The sequence below is a fragment of the Streptomyces sp. NPDC104761 genome (genome assembly GCF_055583445.1).
Genome location: NZ_JBVJNZ010000001.1, coordinates 934777 through 949620 on the forward strand (window position 1 = coordinate 934777; position 14844 = coordinate 949620).

General features: G+C 71.1%; 15 protein-coding genes. 3 read left to right on the forward strand and 12 right to left on the reverse strand.

What is annotated here, in order from left to right; translation table 11 throughout:
* Positions 1-97 precede the first annotated feature (97 nt).
* From ACZ63F_RS04255 to ACZ63F_RS04280, 6 genes are all read right to left on the reverse strand, one after another.
* Positions 98-553: a hypothetical protein gene (locus ACZ63F_RS04255; RefSeq protein ID WP_469708500.1), complete on the reverse strand. Its 456-nt coding sequence runs from the start codon at positions 551-553 to the stop codon at positions 98-100.
* A gap of 115 nt (positions 554-668) precedes the next feature.
* Complete coding sequence (locus tag ACZ63F_RS04260; protein WP_469708501.1) at positions 669-1514, reverse strand: MBL fold metallo-hydrolase; 846 nt, start codon at positions 1512-1514, stop codon at positions 669-671.
* Positions 1515-1524: 10 nt separating this feature from the next.
* Positions 1525-2037 carry a winged helix-turn-helix transcriptional regulator gene (locus ACZ63F_RS04265; RefSeq protein ID WP_469708504.1) on the reverse strand — a complete coding sequence of 171 codons (513 nt, stop codon included), beginning with the start codon at positions 2035-2037 and terminating at the stop codon, positions 1525-1527.
* 102 nt (positions 2038-2139) lie between these two features.
* Entirely contained in the window at positions 2140-2916 is a 777-nt protein-coding gene (locus ACZ63F_RS04270) for a polysaccharide lyase family 7 protein (protein WP_469708506.1), read from the reverse strand.
* Positions 2917-3043: 127 nt separating this feature from the next.
* Positions 3044-4258: a carbohydrate-binding protein gene (locus ACZ63F_RS04275; protein ID WP_469708508.1), complete on the reverse strand. Its 1215-nt coding sequence runs from the start codon at positions 4256-4258 to the stop codon at positions 3044-3046.
* A 118-nt stretch (positions 4259-4376) separates the two neighbouring features.
* Positions 4377-5120, reverse strand: a complete 744-nt coding sequence (locus tag ACZ63F_RS04280; protein ID WP_469708509.1) for a YqjF family protein — start codon at positions 5118-5120, stop codon at positions 4377-4379.
* Between the two features lie 179 nt (positions 5121-5299).
* Between ACZ63F_RS04280 and ACZ63F_RS04285 the strand changes: the two genes are divergently transcribed.
* Positions 5300-6082, forward strand: a complete 783-nt coding sequence (locus ACZ63F_RS04285) for a GntR family transcriptional regulator (protein ID WP_469708511.1) — start codon at positions 5300-5302, stop codon at positions 6080-6082.
* Here ACZ63F_RS04285 and ACZ63F_RS04290 read toward each other — a convergent pair.
* From ACZ63F_RS04290 to ACZ63F_RS04315, 6 genes are all read right to left on the reverse strand, one after another.
* The gene (locus ACZ63F_RS04290) at positions 6072-6395 is read right to left on the reverse strand and encodes an L-rhamnose mutarotase (protein WP_469708513.1); all 324 of its coding nucleotides are present in this window, start codon (positions 6393-6395) and stop codon (positions 6072-6074) included. The two genes, ACZ63F_RS04285 and ACZ63F_RS04290, sit on opposite strands and share 11 nt — an antisense overlap.
* Positions 6392-7915 carry a sugar ABC transporter ATP-binding protein gene (locus tag ACZ63F_RS04295; protein WP_469708515.1) on the reverse strand — a complete coding sequence of 508 codons (1524 nt, stop codon included), beginning with the start codon at positions 7913-7915 and terminating at the stop codon, positions 6392-6394. The genes ACZ63F_RS04290 and ACZ63F_RS04295 overlap by 4 nt, the downstream gene beginning before the upstream one ends.
* On the reverse strand, positions 7912-8937 hold the full coding sequence (locus ACZ63F_RS04300; RefSeq protein WP_469709325.1) for an ABC transporter permease: 1026 nt from the start codon (positions 8935-8937) through the stop codon (positions 7912-7914). Before ACZ63F_RS04300 ends, ACZ63F_RS04295 begins: the two co-directional genes overlap by 4 nt.
* A gap of 5 nt (positions 8938-8942) precedes the next feature.
* The gene (locus tag ACZ63F_RS04305; protein ID WP_469708517.1) at positions 8943-10007 is read right to left on the reverse strand and encodes an ABC transporter permease; all 1065 of its coding nucleotides are present in this window, start codon (positions 10005-10007) and stop codon (positions 8943-8945) included.
* Positions 10004-11092 carry a mandelate racemase/muconate lactonizing enzyme family protein gene (locus ACZ63F_RS04310; protein ID WP_469708518.1) on the reverse strand — a complete coding sequence of 363 codons (1089 nt, stop codon included), beginning with the start codon at positions 11090-11092 and terminating at the stop codon, positions 10004-10006. Before ACZ63F_RS04310 ends, ACZ63F_RS04305 begins: the two co-directional genes overlap by 4 nt.
* A 74-nt stretch (positions 11093-11166) precedes the next feature.
* On the reverse strand, positions 11167-12258 hold the full coding sequence (locus ACZ63F_RS04315) for a sugar ABC transporter substrate-binding protein (protein ID WP_469708520.1): 1092 nt from the start codon (positions 12256-12258) through the stop codon (positions 11167-11169).
* A gap of 488 nt (positions 12259-12746) precedes the next feature.
* Here ACZ63F_RS04315 and ACZ63F_RS04320 point away from each other — a divergent pair, with 488 nt between their 5' ends.
* Together ACZ63F_RS04320 and ACZ63F_RS04325 are read left to right on the forward strand one after the other, a co-directional pair.
* Complete coding sequence (locus ACZ63F_RS04320; RefSeq protein ID WP_469708522.1) at positions 12747-13850, forward strand: GNAT family N-acetyltransferase; 1104 nt, start codon at positions 12747-12749, stop codon at positions 13848-13850.
* A 147-nt stretch (positions 13851-13997) separates the two neighbouring features.
* Entirely contained in the window at positions 13998-14825 is an 828-nt protein-coding gene (locus tag ACZ63F_RS04325; protein WP_469708523.1) for a PP2C family protein-serine/threonine phosphatase, read from the forward strand.
* The last annotated feature ends 19 nt before the right edge of the window (positions 14826-14844 follow it).

Sequence of the window (14844 nt, forward strand, 5' to 3'; positions counted from 1 at the left end):
CCTCCCCGTCCCCGGGCCGCGGCAGCCGTGGCCGCTACGTCGCCCGCCCGGCGCACGGCGTGGCCCCGCATGCCGCGCAGCCGGGTGACGGCCTCGCTCAGTTCCACATGGCGTACTTCATGACCTGCGCGTATCCTTCCGGCTTCGCACCGGAGTAGGTCAGGTTCAGCCGTGTGAAGTGCTGTACGTTCGGGTGCTTCGTCCAGGCCGTCGGGCGGTCGAGCCGTACGGTCACCGGGTACTTGTGGAACTTCCCGGCCGCGCAGTACGGCTTGCAGTCGTTCACCAGGTTCACGCCCTGGGCGACCGCCGTCGTGTCGTTCCACTGGGTCCAGCGCATGCCGGTGAGGACGCTGTTGCCGTCCCCGCAGGCCAGGATGAAGTCGGCCGGCCGGTACCGCTGGTGCCAGAGGCAGTCGACGAGCACCGGGTGCTGGACCGAGGCCCGCCCCGCGGGCGCTGTCGGCGGCGTGGCGGAGGCCGTCGTCATGCCCGCCGTGAGCAGCAGGGCCGCTCCGAGTCCCATCGCCGTTCCCACCACTGGTCTGCGCATGGTCGCTCCCGCCCGTTCCGCCGTACGTCTTCCCTTCGACGCTACGACCGTCCCGCGAGATGTACCACTTGCGTCGTAATCACCCCCCGGAAGGGTGAATTTCCCGGCCGGTGTGTCACGCGTACAGCGCGACGGCTCCGCCCCAGAGGGCGCCCGGGTTCAGGCGTTCGGGGAAGCGTTCCAGCATGGCGTGGAAGAAGCCGAGCGCGTCTTCGTGCTTGCCGAGGAGTTCGTCGGTGGTGTCGAGGTAGAGCCGCGTCTCGGCGATCGCGCGGGCGGCGTCGTCGTCGAGTTCCTTGTTCTTGTGACCGGTCACGATCCGGCGCGGCCGCAGGCCTTCGACGAGGGAGATGGCCTCGCGCCAGGCGTCGCGGCCGCCGTCCCGGGATTCGGCGAGGTACTGATGCACACCGTTGTAGATGACGTCTCCGGCCACGACGAGTTCGAGGTCGGGGACGTGCAGCACGCTCGTTTCGTCGGTGTCGCTGTGGCCCACCTCCACGATGATCAGGTCGTGCCCTTCGAGGGTCAGCCGGTTGCCGGGCACGGCGACGGCGGTGACGTGGGCGTCCGGAATCTGTCCGGGGAAGAGCTTGTCCCAGAAGTGCGGGCGGAGGGAGACGTTGCGGCGCATCTCCGCGATCGTGCCCGCGGAGGCGACGACCTGTGCGCCGAAACGCTCCGCCAGGACGCCCGCGGTGAACCAGTGGTCACCGTGACCGTGGGTGGCGAAAATGTGGGTCAGGTTCTTGCCGGTGGCTTCGACCCAGTCCCCCACCGCCTCGGCCTGGGCGGAGGTCAGTGGCGGGTCGACCAGGACGGCGTCCTGTTCTCCATGGAGGAGCGTGACCGACAGGGGCGAGAACATCCGCCGATCCCCGTTGGGGACCAGATCGGAGACGTTCTGCGCGATCGGGTCGGCGACGAAGACGTCGTAGGCGAGCGGACTGTGGGCAGGCATGGTGCGTTTCCTAACGGGCATGGTCGTCGGCGCGGGCACGTTCGGACGACCGGCCGGCGGCGGCGAGGGCGGCGTAGTAGGCCGGCCCCCGGATGATCGAGACGGTGTCCTGGTCGACCGGCTCACCGTGATCGTCGCGGAACTCGAGGTGAACCGGCCGCTCCCCGTCGGTCGCGTAGAGGACGCCCTGTCCTGTCTCCTGCGGGCGGTGTCGGTCCCCCCACGCGCTGAGGGCCGCCAGAACCGGCAGCACGTCGCGGCCGGCCTCCGTGAGGAGGTACTCCTCACGGCTGCGTTCGCCTTCCTCCTGGTACGTCACACGCTCCATGAGCCCCGCGCACGTGAGGTCGTTCAGGCGCTGGCCGAGGGTCGCGTTCGGGATGCCGATCCGCTGGAACTCCGCGAAGCGGGTGCGCCCCAGGAAGGCCTCGCGAAGCAGCAGAAGGTTCCACTTCTGCCCCAGTACGGTCAGCGTGCGTGCGATCGAGCAGTTCTGATTCGCCGGCAGTGACATGGCGTCCATGACCGAAACCCTACACGCTGGCTCTGAAAAATGAACACAGATGCCGGCATCAAATTTTGAATCCAGGGTGGAGGTTCTGACGGCTGTGTGTGCCGGGCGGACTCAGCCGTGTTTGACGGTCAGGCCGTAGAACGCGACCCGGGCGCCGTTGGTCGTGCTGTCGGAGGACGACTGGTTGTACGAGCCCGCCTTGAAGTACTGCTTGTACTGGTTGAAGGAGGACGGGATGGCGTAGTGGGTCGTGGTGCCGTTGACCGTCAGGTCGATGGTGTTCCCGCCGGAGACCGCGATGGCGTACGTCCAGGTCTTGCCGATCGACACGTGGCCCACGCTGTGCGTGGTCTGGCCGCCGTCCGGGGAGTTCTCGGTGCCGAGGACGATGTCGCCGTTGGAGTGGTAGTACAGCTCGAGCAGCGGCTTGGTGGAGGGGCCGCCGGTGCCGAGGTGGATCTGGCCCACGCAGACGTTCTTGGTCACCGAGACCACCCGCAGCGTCGCGCTCATCTTGTGGCTGCCGCTCAGTGACCAGTTGGCGGCGCTGCCGTCCCGGTTCATCTCGCGCAGTTCTGAGCGGGCGTAGTTGGAGTTCGGGGTGGTGACGCCCTTCTCGGGCGCCCAGAAGGTCATCGCCCCGTCGCGGGTGTCGGTGTAGAAGTACGCGTCCTGGTAGCCGTTGGCGCCCTGCAGCCGGGACGAGGGGATGGTGGCCGGCGAGCCGGGGGAGCCCACCGGCTCCTGGAGCTGCCATATGGACAGGTCGAAGTTGCCGCCGGGCGCCTTGCTCGGGTCGGCCGCGTCCGCGCTGCCGCCGAACAGGACGGTGAGGGCGAGGGCGAGGCCCGCGGCGGTGGGTGCCGCGAGCAGCCGGGAACGGTTCATGTGGGGGGTCCTTTCGTCAGGTGGTGGGTCCGGAGATCACAGGGGTTCATATTCGTGAACTCCGGACGCATCCATAACCGCCGATGACCCGTGAAGCTAAAGGTCCGGACCAGTCCCGTCAAGAGGTTCAGCAGGCGCCCTCGTCCTGCCAGGGGCCCCACTCCGAGGCGCCGGGCACCTCGTTCTGGGTCCACCACTTGGCCTTCCAGTTGTGGCTGTTGTACGAGACCTCGTTCCCGACCGTGTACACCGCCGTCGCACTCCAGGCGGTCTTGCACGAGGTGGGCGTGGGTGTCGGGGTCGGGGTCGGCGTGGGCGTGGTGGTCGGCGGGGTGACCCCGGCGAACTTCACCGAGTACTTGGCGAAGTCCCAGTCGGCCTGCGCCACGCTGGAGCAGGTACCTGAGGTGGTGCCGTTGTTGTCGACCGGACTGCACTGGCGGTCGCGGTTCAGGGACCAGAACGTGAACCGGTCCATGTTGTGGCTCGTCGCGTAGTCGAGCACGGTCTGGAAGTCGGCCTGGGTGAAGTACTCGCCGGTGTCGCTGCGGCCGTTCATTCCGGAGAAGCCCTCGTGGGCGTAGGCGGTCGCCTGGTCCCAGCCGAAGGTGGACTGCAGGATCGAGTTGAAGTTGGTGAGCGCGCTGGTCTGTGAGGCCGCCCCGCTGAACCCGCCGTCGAACGGCATGATGGAGAAGTTGTTCGGCGTGAACCCCTGGGACTTCGCCTCCAGCAGCATCTGCTTGCCGAACCAGCCGGTGCCGTCCGCCGTGCCGGGCGTCGTCACCGACACGTACAGGCCCGGGTTGTTCTGCTGGAGGATCTTCGCGGCGCCGATCTCGTTCCTGATCGCCGCGGTGTTCTCGTACTCCGGCTCCTCAAGGTCGAAGTCGATCGCGTGCAGCCCGTACTTGGTGACGACCTGCTGGTAGGCCGCCGCGGTGGAGGCCGCGTCCGCGCAGGCCTGCCCCAGCTTGGTGCCGCCGTAGCCGCCGATGGAGACGGAGACGTCGCCGCCCTTGGCGCGGATCGTGTTGATCACCGACTGAACGGCGGTGTCCGAGGAGACCGCCGCGGTGCCACCCCAGGTGGGCGAGCAGCCGCCGCCGTTGGGGGCGAGGACGAACGCCAGCTGGAAGGCCTTGAGGCCGGTGGCGTCCATGATGGCGGCCGCGTCCGGCGGGTTGTTGTCCAGCGGCATCAGGTAGGGGGCGGCCGCGTACCACCGGTTGCTCAGCGCACTGGTCGCGCCCGAGGCGTTGCTCGCGACGAGTGCGGTGGTGCCGGCGGCGGCGAGGGTCACGGCGGCCGCCGCGCCCAGGCATGCGCGAAGGGGTCTCACTGGTGCCTCCAGGGGGCCGGGGGGAGGTGGGGTGGGTCCCAGCTTCCGGAGGTGTCGCGGTCACGTCAATGAATTGGACTGGACCAAAGCTCACTTTGGACTAGACCATACGATTTCTTTACCCGGCAGGACGGAGTAGTTCCAGCGTCCCGAACCGCACCCTCACGCCGGGCGACCAGAGCACGCTGACCGGCGGCCCGGCCATCGCGGGCAGGCCCGCGGCCTCCACCAACTCGTCGTCCAGATCCAGGAGTTCCGCCCGGTGCAGCGGCCAGGGCGCGTGCTCGTTCGGCAGGTGCGCGGTGCGGCCGTGCCAGGTCACGTGCAGCCCCCAGCGCGCGGTCAGGAAGTGCTCCAGCGGCGACGGCTCGCCGACCGGCGCCCCGATCCGCACGACCGCCCGGCTCGCGGCCGCAGGGCGCCGCCGTCGGCAGGTGTAGGTGATCACATCGCCCTCGCGGCGGAGCCGCATCGCGGACCAGACGTACGGCAGCCGGAACCCCAGCCGGCCCACCAGCACCGGGAGCAGCCGGGTCGCGTCCAGCGACCTGAACACCACCGCGCGCCGGCCCTGCCCGTCCACCGAGTACAGCCGTACGTTCGTCTCGCAGAAGGTGCCCAGGTACGGCAGTCCCGGCCCCGGCCCGAAGCCCGTGCCCCGCATCAGGAACGGGACGAGCCCGACGTAGGTGACCCCGTCCAGGGTGTCCGGCCGGGTGCCGGCGGGCAGCAGCCCCGCCACCTTCTCCGGCGCGACCGGCCAGTGCAGGAAGGTCAGCCGGTGCCACCCCTGCACCATCGTCGGCACCCGGACGGGGCGCGGGGTGGACGGGGTTACGGGCTCGGCCGCCACGGTCTCCATGACACCGGTCATAGCACGCCAGTGCGATCCGACGGGAGCGTTCCGCGAGAGCGGCGCGGAACGCTCCCGCCGGCGCGCTTTCGCGGCGACGGCCCGCTGATCAGGACTTCCGCGCCGCCCGGCCCGGTAGCACCGGTAAACTGTGGGCGACACGCAGGCCTTGAGAAGGAGGAGCCGGGATGCCGCCGCACAGCTCTTCCGCGGCCGGGGTCCCGGGCGACGGCGACGGACCCGGCGAGCCGCCCCCCGTCCGGCAGGCGCTGTCGGACAGCGTGTACGAGAGCATCAAGGCGATGGTCATGGACCACGAGATCGCCCCCGGCGCCCGCGTCGGCATCGACGCCCTCTCCCGCACCCTCGGCGTCTCGCCCACCCCGGTCCGGGAGGCACTGGCCCGGCTGGAGTCCGACGGCCTCGTGGTCAAGCGCGCCCTGTCCGGGTACCGGGCCACGGAGCTGCTGACCCGTCAGGGCCTCGCGGAACTCTTCGAGATGCGGCTGCTTCTGGAACCGCGGGCCGCCGCCCTGGCCGCGGCCAACGCCACCGAGGACCAACTCGACGGTCTGGAAAGGATCGTGGAGGAGATGCAGGAGCAGCCCAGCCCCAACGGACGGTACGCGTCCTACCGCGACTTCGCCGCCCTCGACCAGCGCTTCCACGAGGCGATCGGACAGGCCGCGCACCGGCCGCTCCTCGCGGATGCCGTGCGACGCCTCCACGCGCACCTGCACATCTTCCGTCTCGGCGACGTCGCCGGCGCCGGCGGCCCGACCGTCGCCGAGCACGAGCGGATCGTCCGGGCCGTGCTCCGCCGCAACCCCGAGCGGGCGGCCGAGGCGATGACCGACCACCTCACCCGCAGCATGGCACGCCAGCTCCAGGACGACGGCGGGGACGGCGGCGGCGAGGACCGCGGCGGGGACGACGGCCGCGGCGGCGTCGCGGGGCCGGCTACTCCATGAGGAACACCTGTTCAGCGGTGGCCCACCACTCGCCCGGGGCCGCCTGCGGAACCGGCTCCTGGAAGGGCGCGGTGCGCCGCCACCACTCCTGGGTCGCCTCGTCCGCGGCCATCAGCGCGAGATCGGCCGTCAGGTCGTCGCCGTGGTACTCGAAGTAGGCGAACAGCCGGTCGCCGAGCAGATGGATCGAGTAGTTGGCGATGTGGCAGCGCCGGAGCCGCTCCAGGACCGGCTCCGGCACCGCACGGTGCAACTCCCGGTACTCGTCGAGCCTTTCCGGGCGTACGGCGATGACCTGCGCGACCCGCCTCATGAGCGCACCGCGTCGCGGTCGTGGATCAGGCGGATGATCCGGCCGCTCATCCGGTCGTAGTCCCGGTCGTTGTCGACCTCGCCGCGGACGCGGTGGTCGGTCATGACGACGACCCGGTCGGCGAGGGTGACCATCTCCGCGAGGTCGCTGCTGATCAGCAGGAGGGGCAGCCCGCCGTCGGCCAGGTCCCGGATGAGTTCGTGGAAGGCGCGCTTGGTACGGACGTCGACACCGACCGTCGGCTCGTCCACGACCAGCAACCGGGTGTCGGCGGCCAGCCACTTGGCGAGGCTGACCTTCTGCTGGTTGCCGCCGGAGAGTTCACCGGCGTTCTGCGCGAGCCCGGTGATCCGGATGCCGAGCCGGTCGACGAGGTCCTGGGCGACGGCGCGCTCCTCGCCCGCCGGGACGAACCCGAGCGCCCCGGCCAGCCGCTTCCACACCGTCACCGTGATGTTGCGGACGATCGGCTGGTCCAGGAAGACGCCCTCCTCCTTGCGGTTCTCGGTCACGTACCCGATGCCGAACTCGTGCAGGGCCTGGCGGGGCGAGCCGATCCTGGCCGGCCTGCCGTGCACCCGGACCTCGCCCGCGGTGATGCGGTCCAGGCCGAGCACCGCCTTGACCAGTTCGCTGCGCCCGGCGCCGACCAGCCCGTACAGGCCGACGATCTCCCCGGGGCGCACCGCCAGACTGATGTCCCGGTGCCCGCAGGCCGTGGCGACCCCGTCCAGCTCCAGGACCGGCGCCGCGGACCGGTCGACCGTGCGCGGCCGCGGCTCGGCGGCCGTGTGGGCACGGCCCACCATCAGGCTCACGACGTCGTCGTGCGAGTGGTCGGCCAGCGGCGCGGACTCCAGCACCGACTGTCCGTCCCGCAACACGGTGACGGTGTCGCAGAGGGCGAAGACCTCCTCCAGCTTGTGGCTGACGAAGACGACACAGGCGCCGCGTCCGGCGAGCCGCCGGACCGCCTCGAACAGCCGGTCCGTCTCCTCGGGGGAGAGCGACGCGGTGGGCTCGTCCAGGAGCAGCACCCGGCTCTCGGTGTACAGGGCCTTGGCGATCTCCACCAACTGCTGCTGTGCGACGGACAGTTCGCGCACCGGACGGGCCGGGTCGAGGTCGACGCCCAGCTCCTTGAGGCAGGCGACGGCAGGTTCGGTCATGGCCGCGTAGTCGACCAGTCCCCGGCGCGCGGGCGGCTTCTGCAGGGTGATGTTCTCGGCCACCGAGAAGCCCGGGACGAGGTTGCGTTCCTGGTGGACGACGCCGATGCCGGTCCGGGCCGCCTCGAGGGGCGAGCGCAGCCGGACCGGTTCACCGCACCAGGTGAGGGTGCCGCCGTCGGGGGAGTGCACCCCGGTGAGGACCTTGATCAGGGTGGACTTGCCGGCGCCGTTCTCGCCGAGGAGCGCGTGCACACTGCCGGCGGTCAGCCGCAGCCCCACGCCGTCCAGGGCGCGGACCCCGGGGAAGACCTTCACCAGGTCGCGGCATTCGAGGAGGACCGTGCTCATCGGACGCCTCCCGGCTGGGGTGACGGCGTCGTGGCGGCCTTCGCCAGCCGCGTCTGGTGCAGGTGCCCGCCGGCGACCGTGCCGAGGACGACCAGGCCGATCAGCAGGTTCACCCAGCTCGGGTCGAGCGAGAACTGGGCGCGGGCCGCGTCGATGAGCCGGGTCACGAAGGCCGCGAGTACGGTTCCGAACACCGCGATGGAACCGCCGGTGAGCGCGACCCCGCCGATGATCGGCGCCGCGAAGCTCGGCAGCAGCCAGTCGCCGCCGACGCTGCGGTTCACGCCGGGCAGCGAGGCGGCAGCCGTCACCGCGGCCACCCCGACCAGCAGCCCGGACAGGGTGTGCGCGGCCACGACCTGCCGGTCGGTGGAGATGCCAGACAACCGTGCGGCCAGCGGGTTGCCGCCCGCGGCGAGCAGCCGCCTGCCCGCGACCGTGCGGTACATGAACGCGCCCAGCAGGACCGCCGCCGCGATCGCCGTGACGAAGACGAGCGGGACGTCCAGCGGTGCCGCCGTGCCCAGGTCACGCAGCGTGGACGAGTAGCCGTCGACGGTCCGGGTGCCGACGAGCCGGTACTGCGCGCCCAGGAGGATCGTCATCGTGGCGAGGGTGACGATGAAGCCGTTGATCTGCGTGGCCACGATGACGACACCGGTCACCAGGCCGGCTGCGGTCGCCGTCAGCAGCCCCACGAGCACGGCCACCGGGGCGGGCACCCCGTGGTCGGCCATCAGGACGCCCGTCAGGCAGGCGGTGAAACCGCCCAGGGCGCCGACCGCGAGATTGAGCTGGCCCACGCAGAGCGCCACCATCTGGGCGAGGCCGATGAGGACGGGCGTGGCCAGGTACTGGAGGAAGACCCGCACCGAGGGCCCCTCGAAGAAGGAGCCCGACGACGCCACCTCCAGCGCCACCGCCCCCGCCACGACGACCAGCAGCAGCATGGCCGTCGTCGTACGCGAGAACCGGTGCAGCGCCGCGGCGGTCCGGCTCTGCCGGTCGCGGACCGTGTTCATGTGGCTCATGTGGAGCGCACCACCTTGCGATAGGACACCACGGTGCGGATCCGGTCGGCGGACAGGGCCAGCAGCAGGATGCAGCCGAGGTAGATGTTCAGGCTTTCCAGGCCGACGCCGAGCAGGTCGAGCCCCTTGCGGATCACGCTCACCAGGGCGGTGCCGAGGAGCGTGCCGAGCACGGACACCACCCCGCCGGTGAGCAGGGTGCCGCCGAGCACCGCGCCGAGGAAGGACGGCAGCATGAAGTCGTCGCCGATGGAGGCGCGGAACGTGCCCGTGCCGGCCGCGGCCATGAACCCGGCGAGCGCCGCGAGCAGCCCGGACAGGGTGTGCGCGAGCACGACACGGCGTCCGGTGGGGACGCCGGACAACTCGGCGGCGGCCGGGTTCGCCCCCGTCAGGAGCAGCTCCCTGCCGATCCGGGTGCAGCCGTACAGGAAGCCGAGGCCGAGCATGGCGAGCACGGTGAACTGGGCCAGCTGCGGGACGGCCGGCGAGCCGCAGACCGGGCCCACGCAGATGTCGGCCAGCGAAAAGGACCGCAGGGCGTCGATGCCGTCCGGGCGGCTGGTGAAGGCGGCGTCCTCGGTGAGGCCCGAGTACATGAGGGAGACCAGGCCCAGCAGGGCGAAGTCCATCGCCAGTGTGACGACGAAGGAGCTCACCCCGGTGCGGGCGATCAGCCAGCCGGTGGCCGCGCCGACCGCCGCGCCCGCGGCCAGGCACAGCAACAGGCCGAGCTGCATGGGCAGATGGAGCTTGTCGTAGCCGAGGCCCGCGAACATGGCGCCGAAGGCCGCCATCCGGCCGACCGCGAGGTTCATGTGGCCCACGGAGAGGGCGACCAGCTGGGCCAGCGCCACCACGGTCAGCGTGGCCACGTCCCGCAGCAGCGGGAAGAGCACCAGACGCTGGTCGAGGAAGGCGGGCCGCAGCGCGCCGAACAGGACGCTCAGCGCGATCACCAGGACCAGCAGACCGAGCCGCTGGTTGACCCAGAACGGCATCCGGTGACCGGCGGTCCTCTCCTCGGGGACGGTGTCCGGGGGACTGACGGAGGTCGTCATGCCACCCTCCGGTCGTCGAGCGCGTCCGGGTCCCAGTCGATGCCGATGCCCGGCTCGTCCGGGGCCACGGCCAGGCCGTCGCGGATGGCCAGTTCGGTCCGGGTGACGGCACGCAGTTGCGGGATGTACTCGACGAAGCTGCCGTTGGGCACCGCGGCGGCGAGGCTGACGTGCAGCTCCATCAGGAAGTGCGGGCACACCGCCACGTTGTGGCTCTCGGCGAGGTGCGCGACCTTCAGCCACGGGGTGATACCGCCGATCCGGGCCGCGTCGACCTGGACGACGGACGCGGCACCCGTCTCCAGGTAGCCGCGGAACTGCATGAGCGAGTACATCGACTCGCCGACCGCCACCGGGATCCGGGTCGCCCGCGCGAGCCGGGCGTGGCCGCTGATGTCGTCCGCGGGCAGCGGCTCCTCCAGCCAGTACGGGTCGTACGGCTCCAGCGCGGCCGCGAGCCGGAGCACCGAGGAGGCCGTCTGGGACTGGTTGGCGTCGGTCATGACGTGCAGCGTGGGACCGACCGCCTCGCGTACGGCGCGCAGCCGTTCGGCGTCCTCGGCGGGATGCGGCCTGCCCACCTTGATCTTGACGCCGGCCCAGCCCGCCTCCTGGGCCCGCAGGGCGCCCTTGACCAGGTCCTCGGTGCTCAGGTGGAGCCAGCCGCCCTCGGTGTCGTAGACCGGCACCTCCCGGCGGTGTCCGCCGGCCAGCCGCCACAGCGGTTCCCCGGCCCGCTTGCAGCGCGTGTCCCACAGGGCGGTGTCGACGGCGGCGAGGGCGAGTGAGGTGATGGCGCCGGTGGTGGTGGCCCGGGTCAGGGCGAACAGCCGTTGCCACAGCGCCTCGACGTTGCGGGCGTCCTGCCCGACGAGGGCGGGCAGCAGGTGGTCCCGCAGCAGGGCCAGGACGGAGGTGCCGCCGGTGCCGATCGTGTACGCGTAGCCGGTGCCCGCGAGACCGTCCGCCGTCGTCAGATCGACCAGGACCGTCTCCTGTTTGACGAAGGACTGCACCGCGTCGGTGCGGTCGGTCTCGACGGCGATGTCGACCAGCCGGGCGGTCGCGGTCGTGATGATGCTCATCGATGTCCGTTCTCTGTCGGGCTCTCAGGGCTCTTCTTCGGGTACGCAGGACTCTTCGGGGTCCTTCGAGGCGGTCAGCCGCACGAGAGGTAGGTGTCGGCGAACGCCGTCTTCAGCTGCCGGGTCTTCTCCTGCCGTGCCTCGTCGTAGTCGGCGACGTTCGCCCTGGTGACGACGAACGATCCCGAGTCGACCTCCACGCCGGGGTCGCGCATGGTGCACTGTTTGGTCTGGAGCAGCGCAAGCGCCCAGGTGCCGATCTCGGCCTGGCCGGTGGGGTTCTGCACGACGGTCGCCGTGACCGTGCCCTGCCGGATGCCGCTGAGGATCTTGGCGTCGTCGTCGATGGCGATGACCTTCGCCTTCGAGCCGGACGACTTCACGGCGTCGGCGGCGGCGACGGCCGGGTTGTAGGCGGTGGCGACGATGCCCGTGATCTGGCCGCCCTTGGCCGCCATGAGGTCGGACACCGCCTTCTGCGCGGTCTGCAGGTCCGTGTCGATGTCGGTGACGGTCTGCAGGAGCTTCACCCTGCCGCCGGACTCCTTGACGGCACGGGCCACGCCCTTGATCCGCAACTGGGTGTTGGCGTCGACGTTGTTGCCGGTCAGATGGACCAGCGTGCCCTTCCCGCCCATGGCCGTGATGGCGGCCTTCGCGGCCTTGTAGGCGGCGAGTCCGACATCCGTGGAGAGGCAGAAGTCGGCCTCGTCCCTGTCGCCGGCCGGACAGGAGCCGAGGGACGCCACCGGGAAGCCCTGCGACCTGAGGTCGGCGAAGGTCGTGTTGATGTCGGTGGGGGAGACCCCGAACACCCCGAAGGCGTTGTAGCCGCGGGCCGCCAGCGTGGACAGCAGGTTGTTCTGCTTCTGCTGGTCCCACTCCGCCGTCTCGTCGAAGGTGACGTCGCCGAGTCCGTAGGTCTTCTTCGCGGCGGCCCCCGCCGTCTTCCACGGCTGGAAGTACGGGTGCGCGCCGCCGGGCACGAGGGCCACCCTGGTCCCCGACCCGTCGGCCAGGTCGGCGCCGCCGCCGGTGCGTCCGGCCGCCGAGGCCTGCCCGGCGGCCGGGGCGGGTGCGTTGCGGTAGGTGCAGGCCGCGGTCCCGGCAGCGAGCAGTGTCGCCGCGAGAGCCCCGGACAGCACGGATCTGGTCGGGAACTGCATCGCCCACCCCCGCAGAATCAGATAGGAAATCGATGCGGTGATCGTGAGGCAGGGCGGTGCGTGCGTCAAGGTCTTCGACAAGAACCGTTTCCATCTGGGGTGATGGGATTGGTGATGGACCTCGCGCGATGAAGGGGTTATAAATCCTATAGGAAAGACTCGCCGCACGGCTCGGCCGTAGACGCCGGCGATCCGGCCGCGACCTGAGGGAAAGGGCCGGGAAAGTCCGAGTCACCCACCCCCAACCCGCCCCGGCAGTGGCACTCTTGACAGCGTGCGTACTGTTTCGCGACGTTTGAGCGACACCTCCGGACCGGCGATCCCGTCGCCGGTCCCGGACCGAAGGTGTACAGCGGGGAACAGGAGCTGTTCGTAGAAGCGGCGGAACGCGGAATACGCGTTATGGGGGGAGCGGTCGCCCATGCGATCCACAGGCCAGTGCAGTCATGCTTCACACACCTCGTCGGCCGAGGGGCGGTTGATCTGAGGTGGACATCACGATCCACAGACCCGGCGAGCTGACCGAGCCGCTCCGCCGGGCCTGGCACCACGCGATGGACGAGTCGCCGGAGTACGCCAACCCCTTTCTGGCCCCGGAGTTCACGATCGGCGTCGGCAGACACCGGGCCGGTGTACGGGTGGCGGTCCTGCGCGAGGGCGGCGAACCCGTCGGCTTCCTCCCGTACGAGCGCAACGCCCTCGGCGTCGGCCGGGCCGTCGGCCTCGGCCTCTCCGACTGCCAGGCGCTGGTGCACCGGCCCGGCATCGGCTGGGACACCCAGGAACTGCTGAGCGCCTGCGGGATGTCCATCTTCGAGTTCGACCACCTGGTCGCCGAGCAGGGACCTTTCGCCCCTCACGTGACCGGCACCTTCGCCTCGCCGGTGATCGACGTGAAGCCCGGCGACGGCGGCTACCCCGAGTGGCTGCGCGCCACCTACCCGGGCCTGGCGAAGACCACGCTGAAGAAGGAGCGGCGCCTCGGCCGCGACATCGGCGACCTGCGCTTCGAGCCCGACGAACGCGACCCCGCGGCGCTGCGCACCCTGATGCGCTGGAAGTCCGCCCAGTACCGGCGGACCGGCCGCATGGACCGCTTCGCCCGCCCCTGGATCGTCGACCTGGTGGACCACCTCTTCCACGTCCGCGAGGAACACTTCACCGGAGTGCTCTCCGTGCTCTACGCCGGCGACCGCCCGGTGGCCGCGCACTTCGGCCCGCGCTCGGCCACCGTACTCGCCGCCTGGTTCACCGCCTACGACCCCGAACTGCACTACTACTCACCGGGGCTGATGATGCATCTGCGCACCGCCGAGGCGGCGGCCCGTGGCGGTGTCACCCTCGTCGACCTCGGGCGCGGCGACAAGGAGTACAAGGACTGGCTCAAGACCCGCGAACTGCGGGTGGGCGAGGGCTTCGCCACCCGCGCCCATCCGGTGGCCGCTGCGCACCGCCTGTGGCGCCGGCCGGTCCGCGGGCTCCGCAACACCGTCCTCGCCCACCCCCGGCTGCGCGACCCGGCGGACCGGCTGCTCAAGAGGGTCGGCACGCTGCGCGCGTCCCGCCGCCCGGACGGCATGCGCGAGGGGTGAACCGATCCGTCCGGCGGCGGCGAGGCGGCCGTGCCAGGCCGTCGCCGCCGGCGGCGTCCGCTCGCCCGCCGTTCGCACTATGATCCTGTAAAGGCAAAAACCTCCGGGTTTGCCCTGGTAGGGATGAATCCCCGGCCGGAGAGATCCATGCCCCGCAAGCGCGCAACGGACGACGAGCTGCTGGCCAGACTGAGGTCGCTCACCGCCCAGACACGCGAGCGGGCCGAGTACCAGCGCTCTCAGGTCGAGCTGGCCGTCGCCCTCCAGCGCGGCATGCTGCCCCGGGACCTGCCCGACACCCCCCGCTTCCACCTGGCCGTCCGGTACGCGCCCGCCTGCTTCGGGCTCAACGTGGGCGGCGACTGGTACGACGCCTTCACCCTGCCCGACGGCCACATCGGCCTGTCCATCGGCGACGTCCAGGGGCACAACATCGAGGCGGCCGCGTTCATGGGCCAGGTCCGGGCGGCCCTGCGGGCGCTCGCCACGGTGACCGGCGGGCCCGGCGAGCTGCTCGCCCGCACCAACGACCTCCTGGTGTCCCTGGGCAGCGACCTCTTCGCGACCTGCACCTTCATGCGGCTCGACCCGGAGACCGGGGTGCTGGAGAGCGCCCGGGCCGGCCACGTCCCGTTCGTGTGGGCGACCGCCGACGGAAAGTCCGGCCTCGGGGAGGACGAGGGCGGCCCGCCGCTCGGCATCGAACCGGGCACCGAGTACCCCGTGTCCCGCCACCGGCTCACCACCGGAGGCATGGTCGTGCTGCTCACGGACGGGGTGGTGGAGGGGCCTTCGATGCCCGTCGAGGAGGGGCTCGACCAGGTGGTGCGGCTCGCGGGCATCGCCGCCGTCGCCGGCCTCCAGGCGCAGTCCCTGGCCGCCGCCGTGATCAAGGGCGCGGAGCGGGTGGGCCACGAGGACGACGCGGCCGTGCTGGTCATGGGCCACGACGACCCGGACGACGGCACGCCGTAGCCTTTGGCCACCGGCGCGC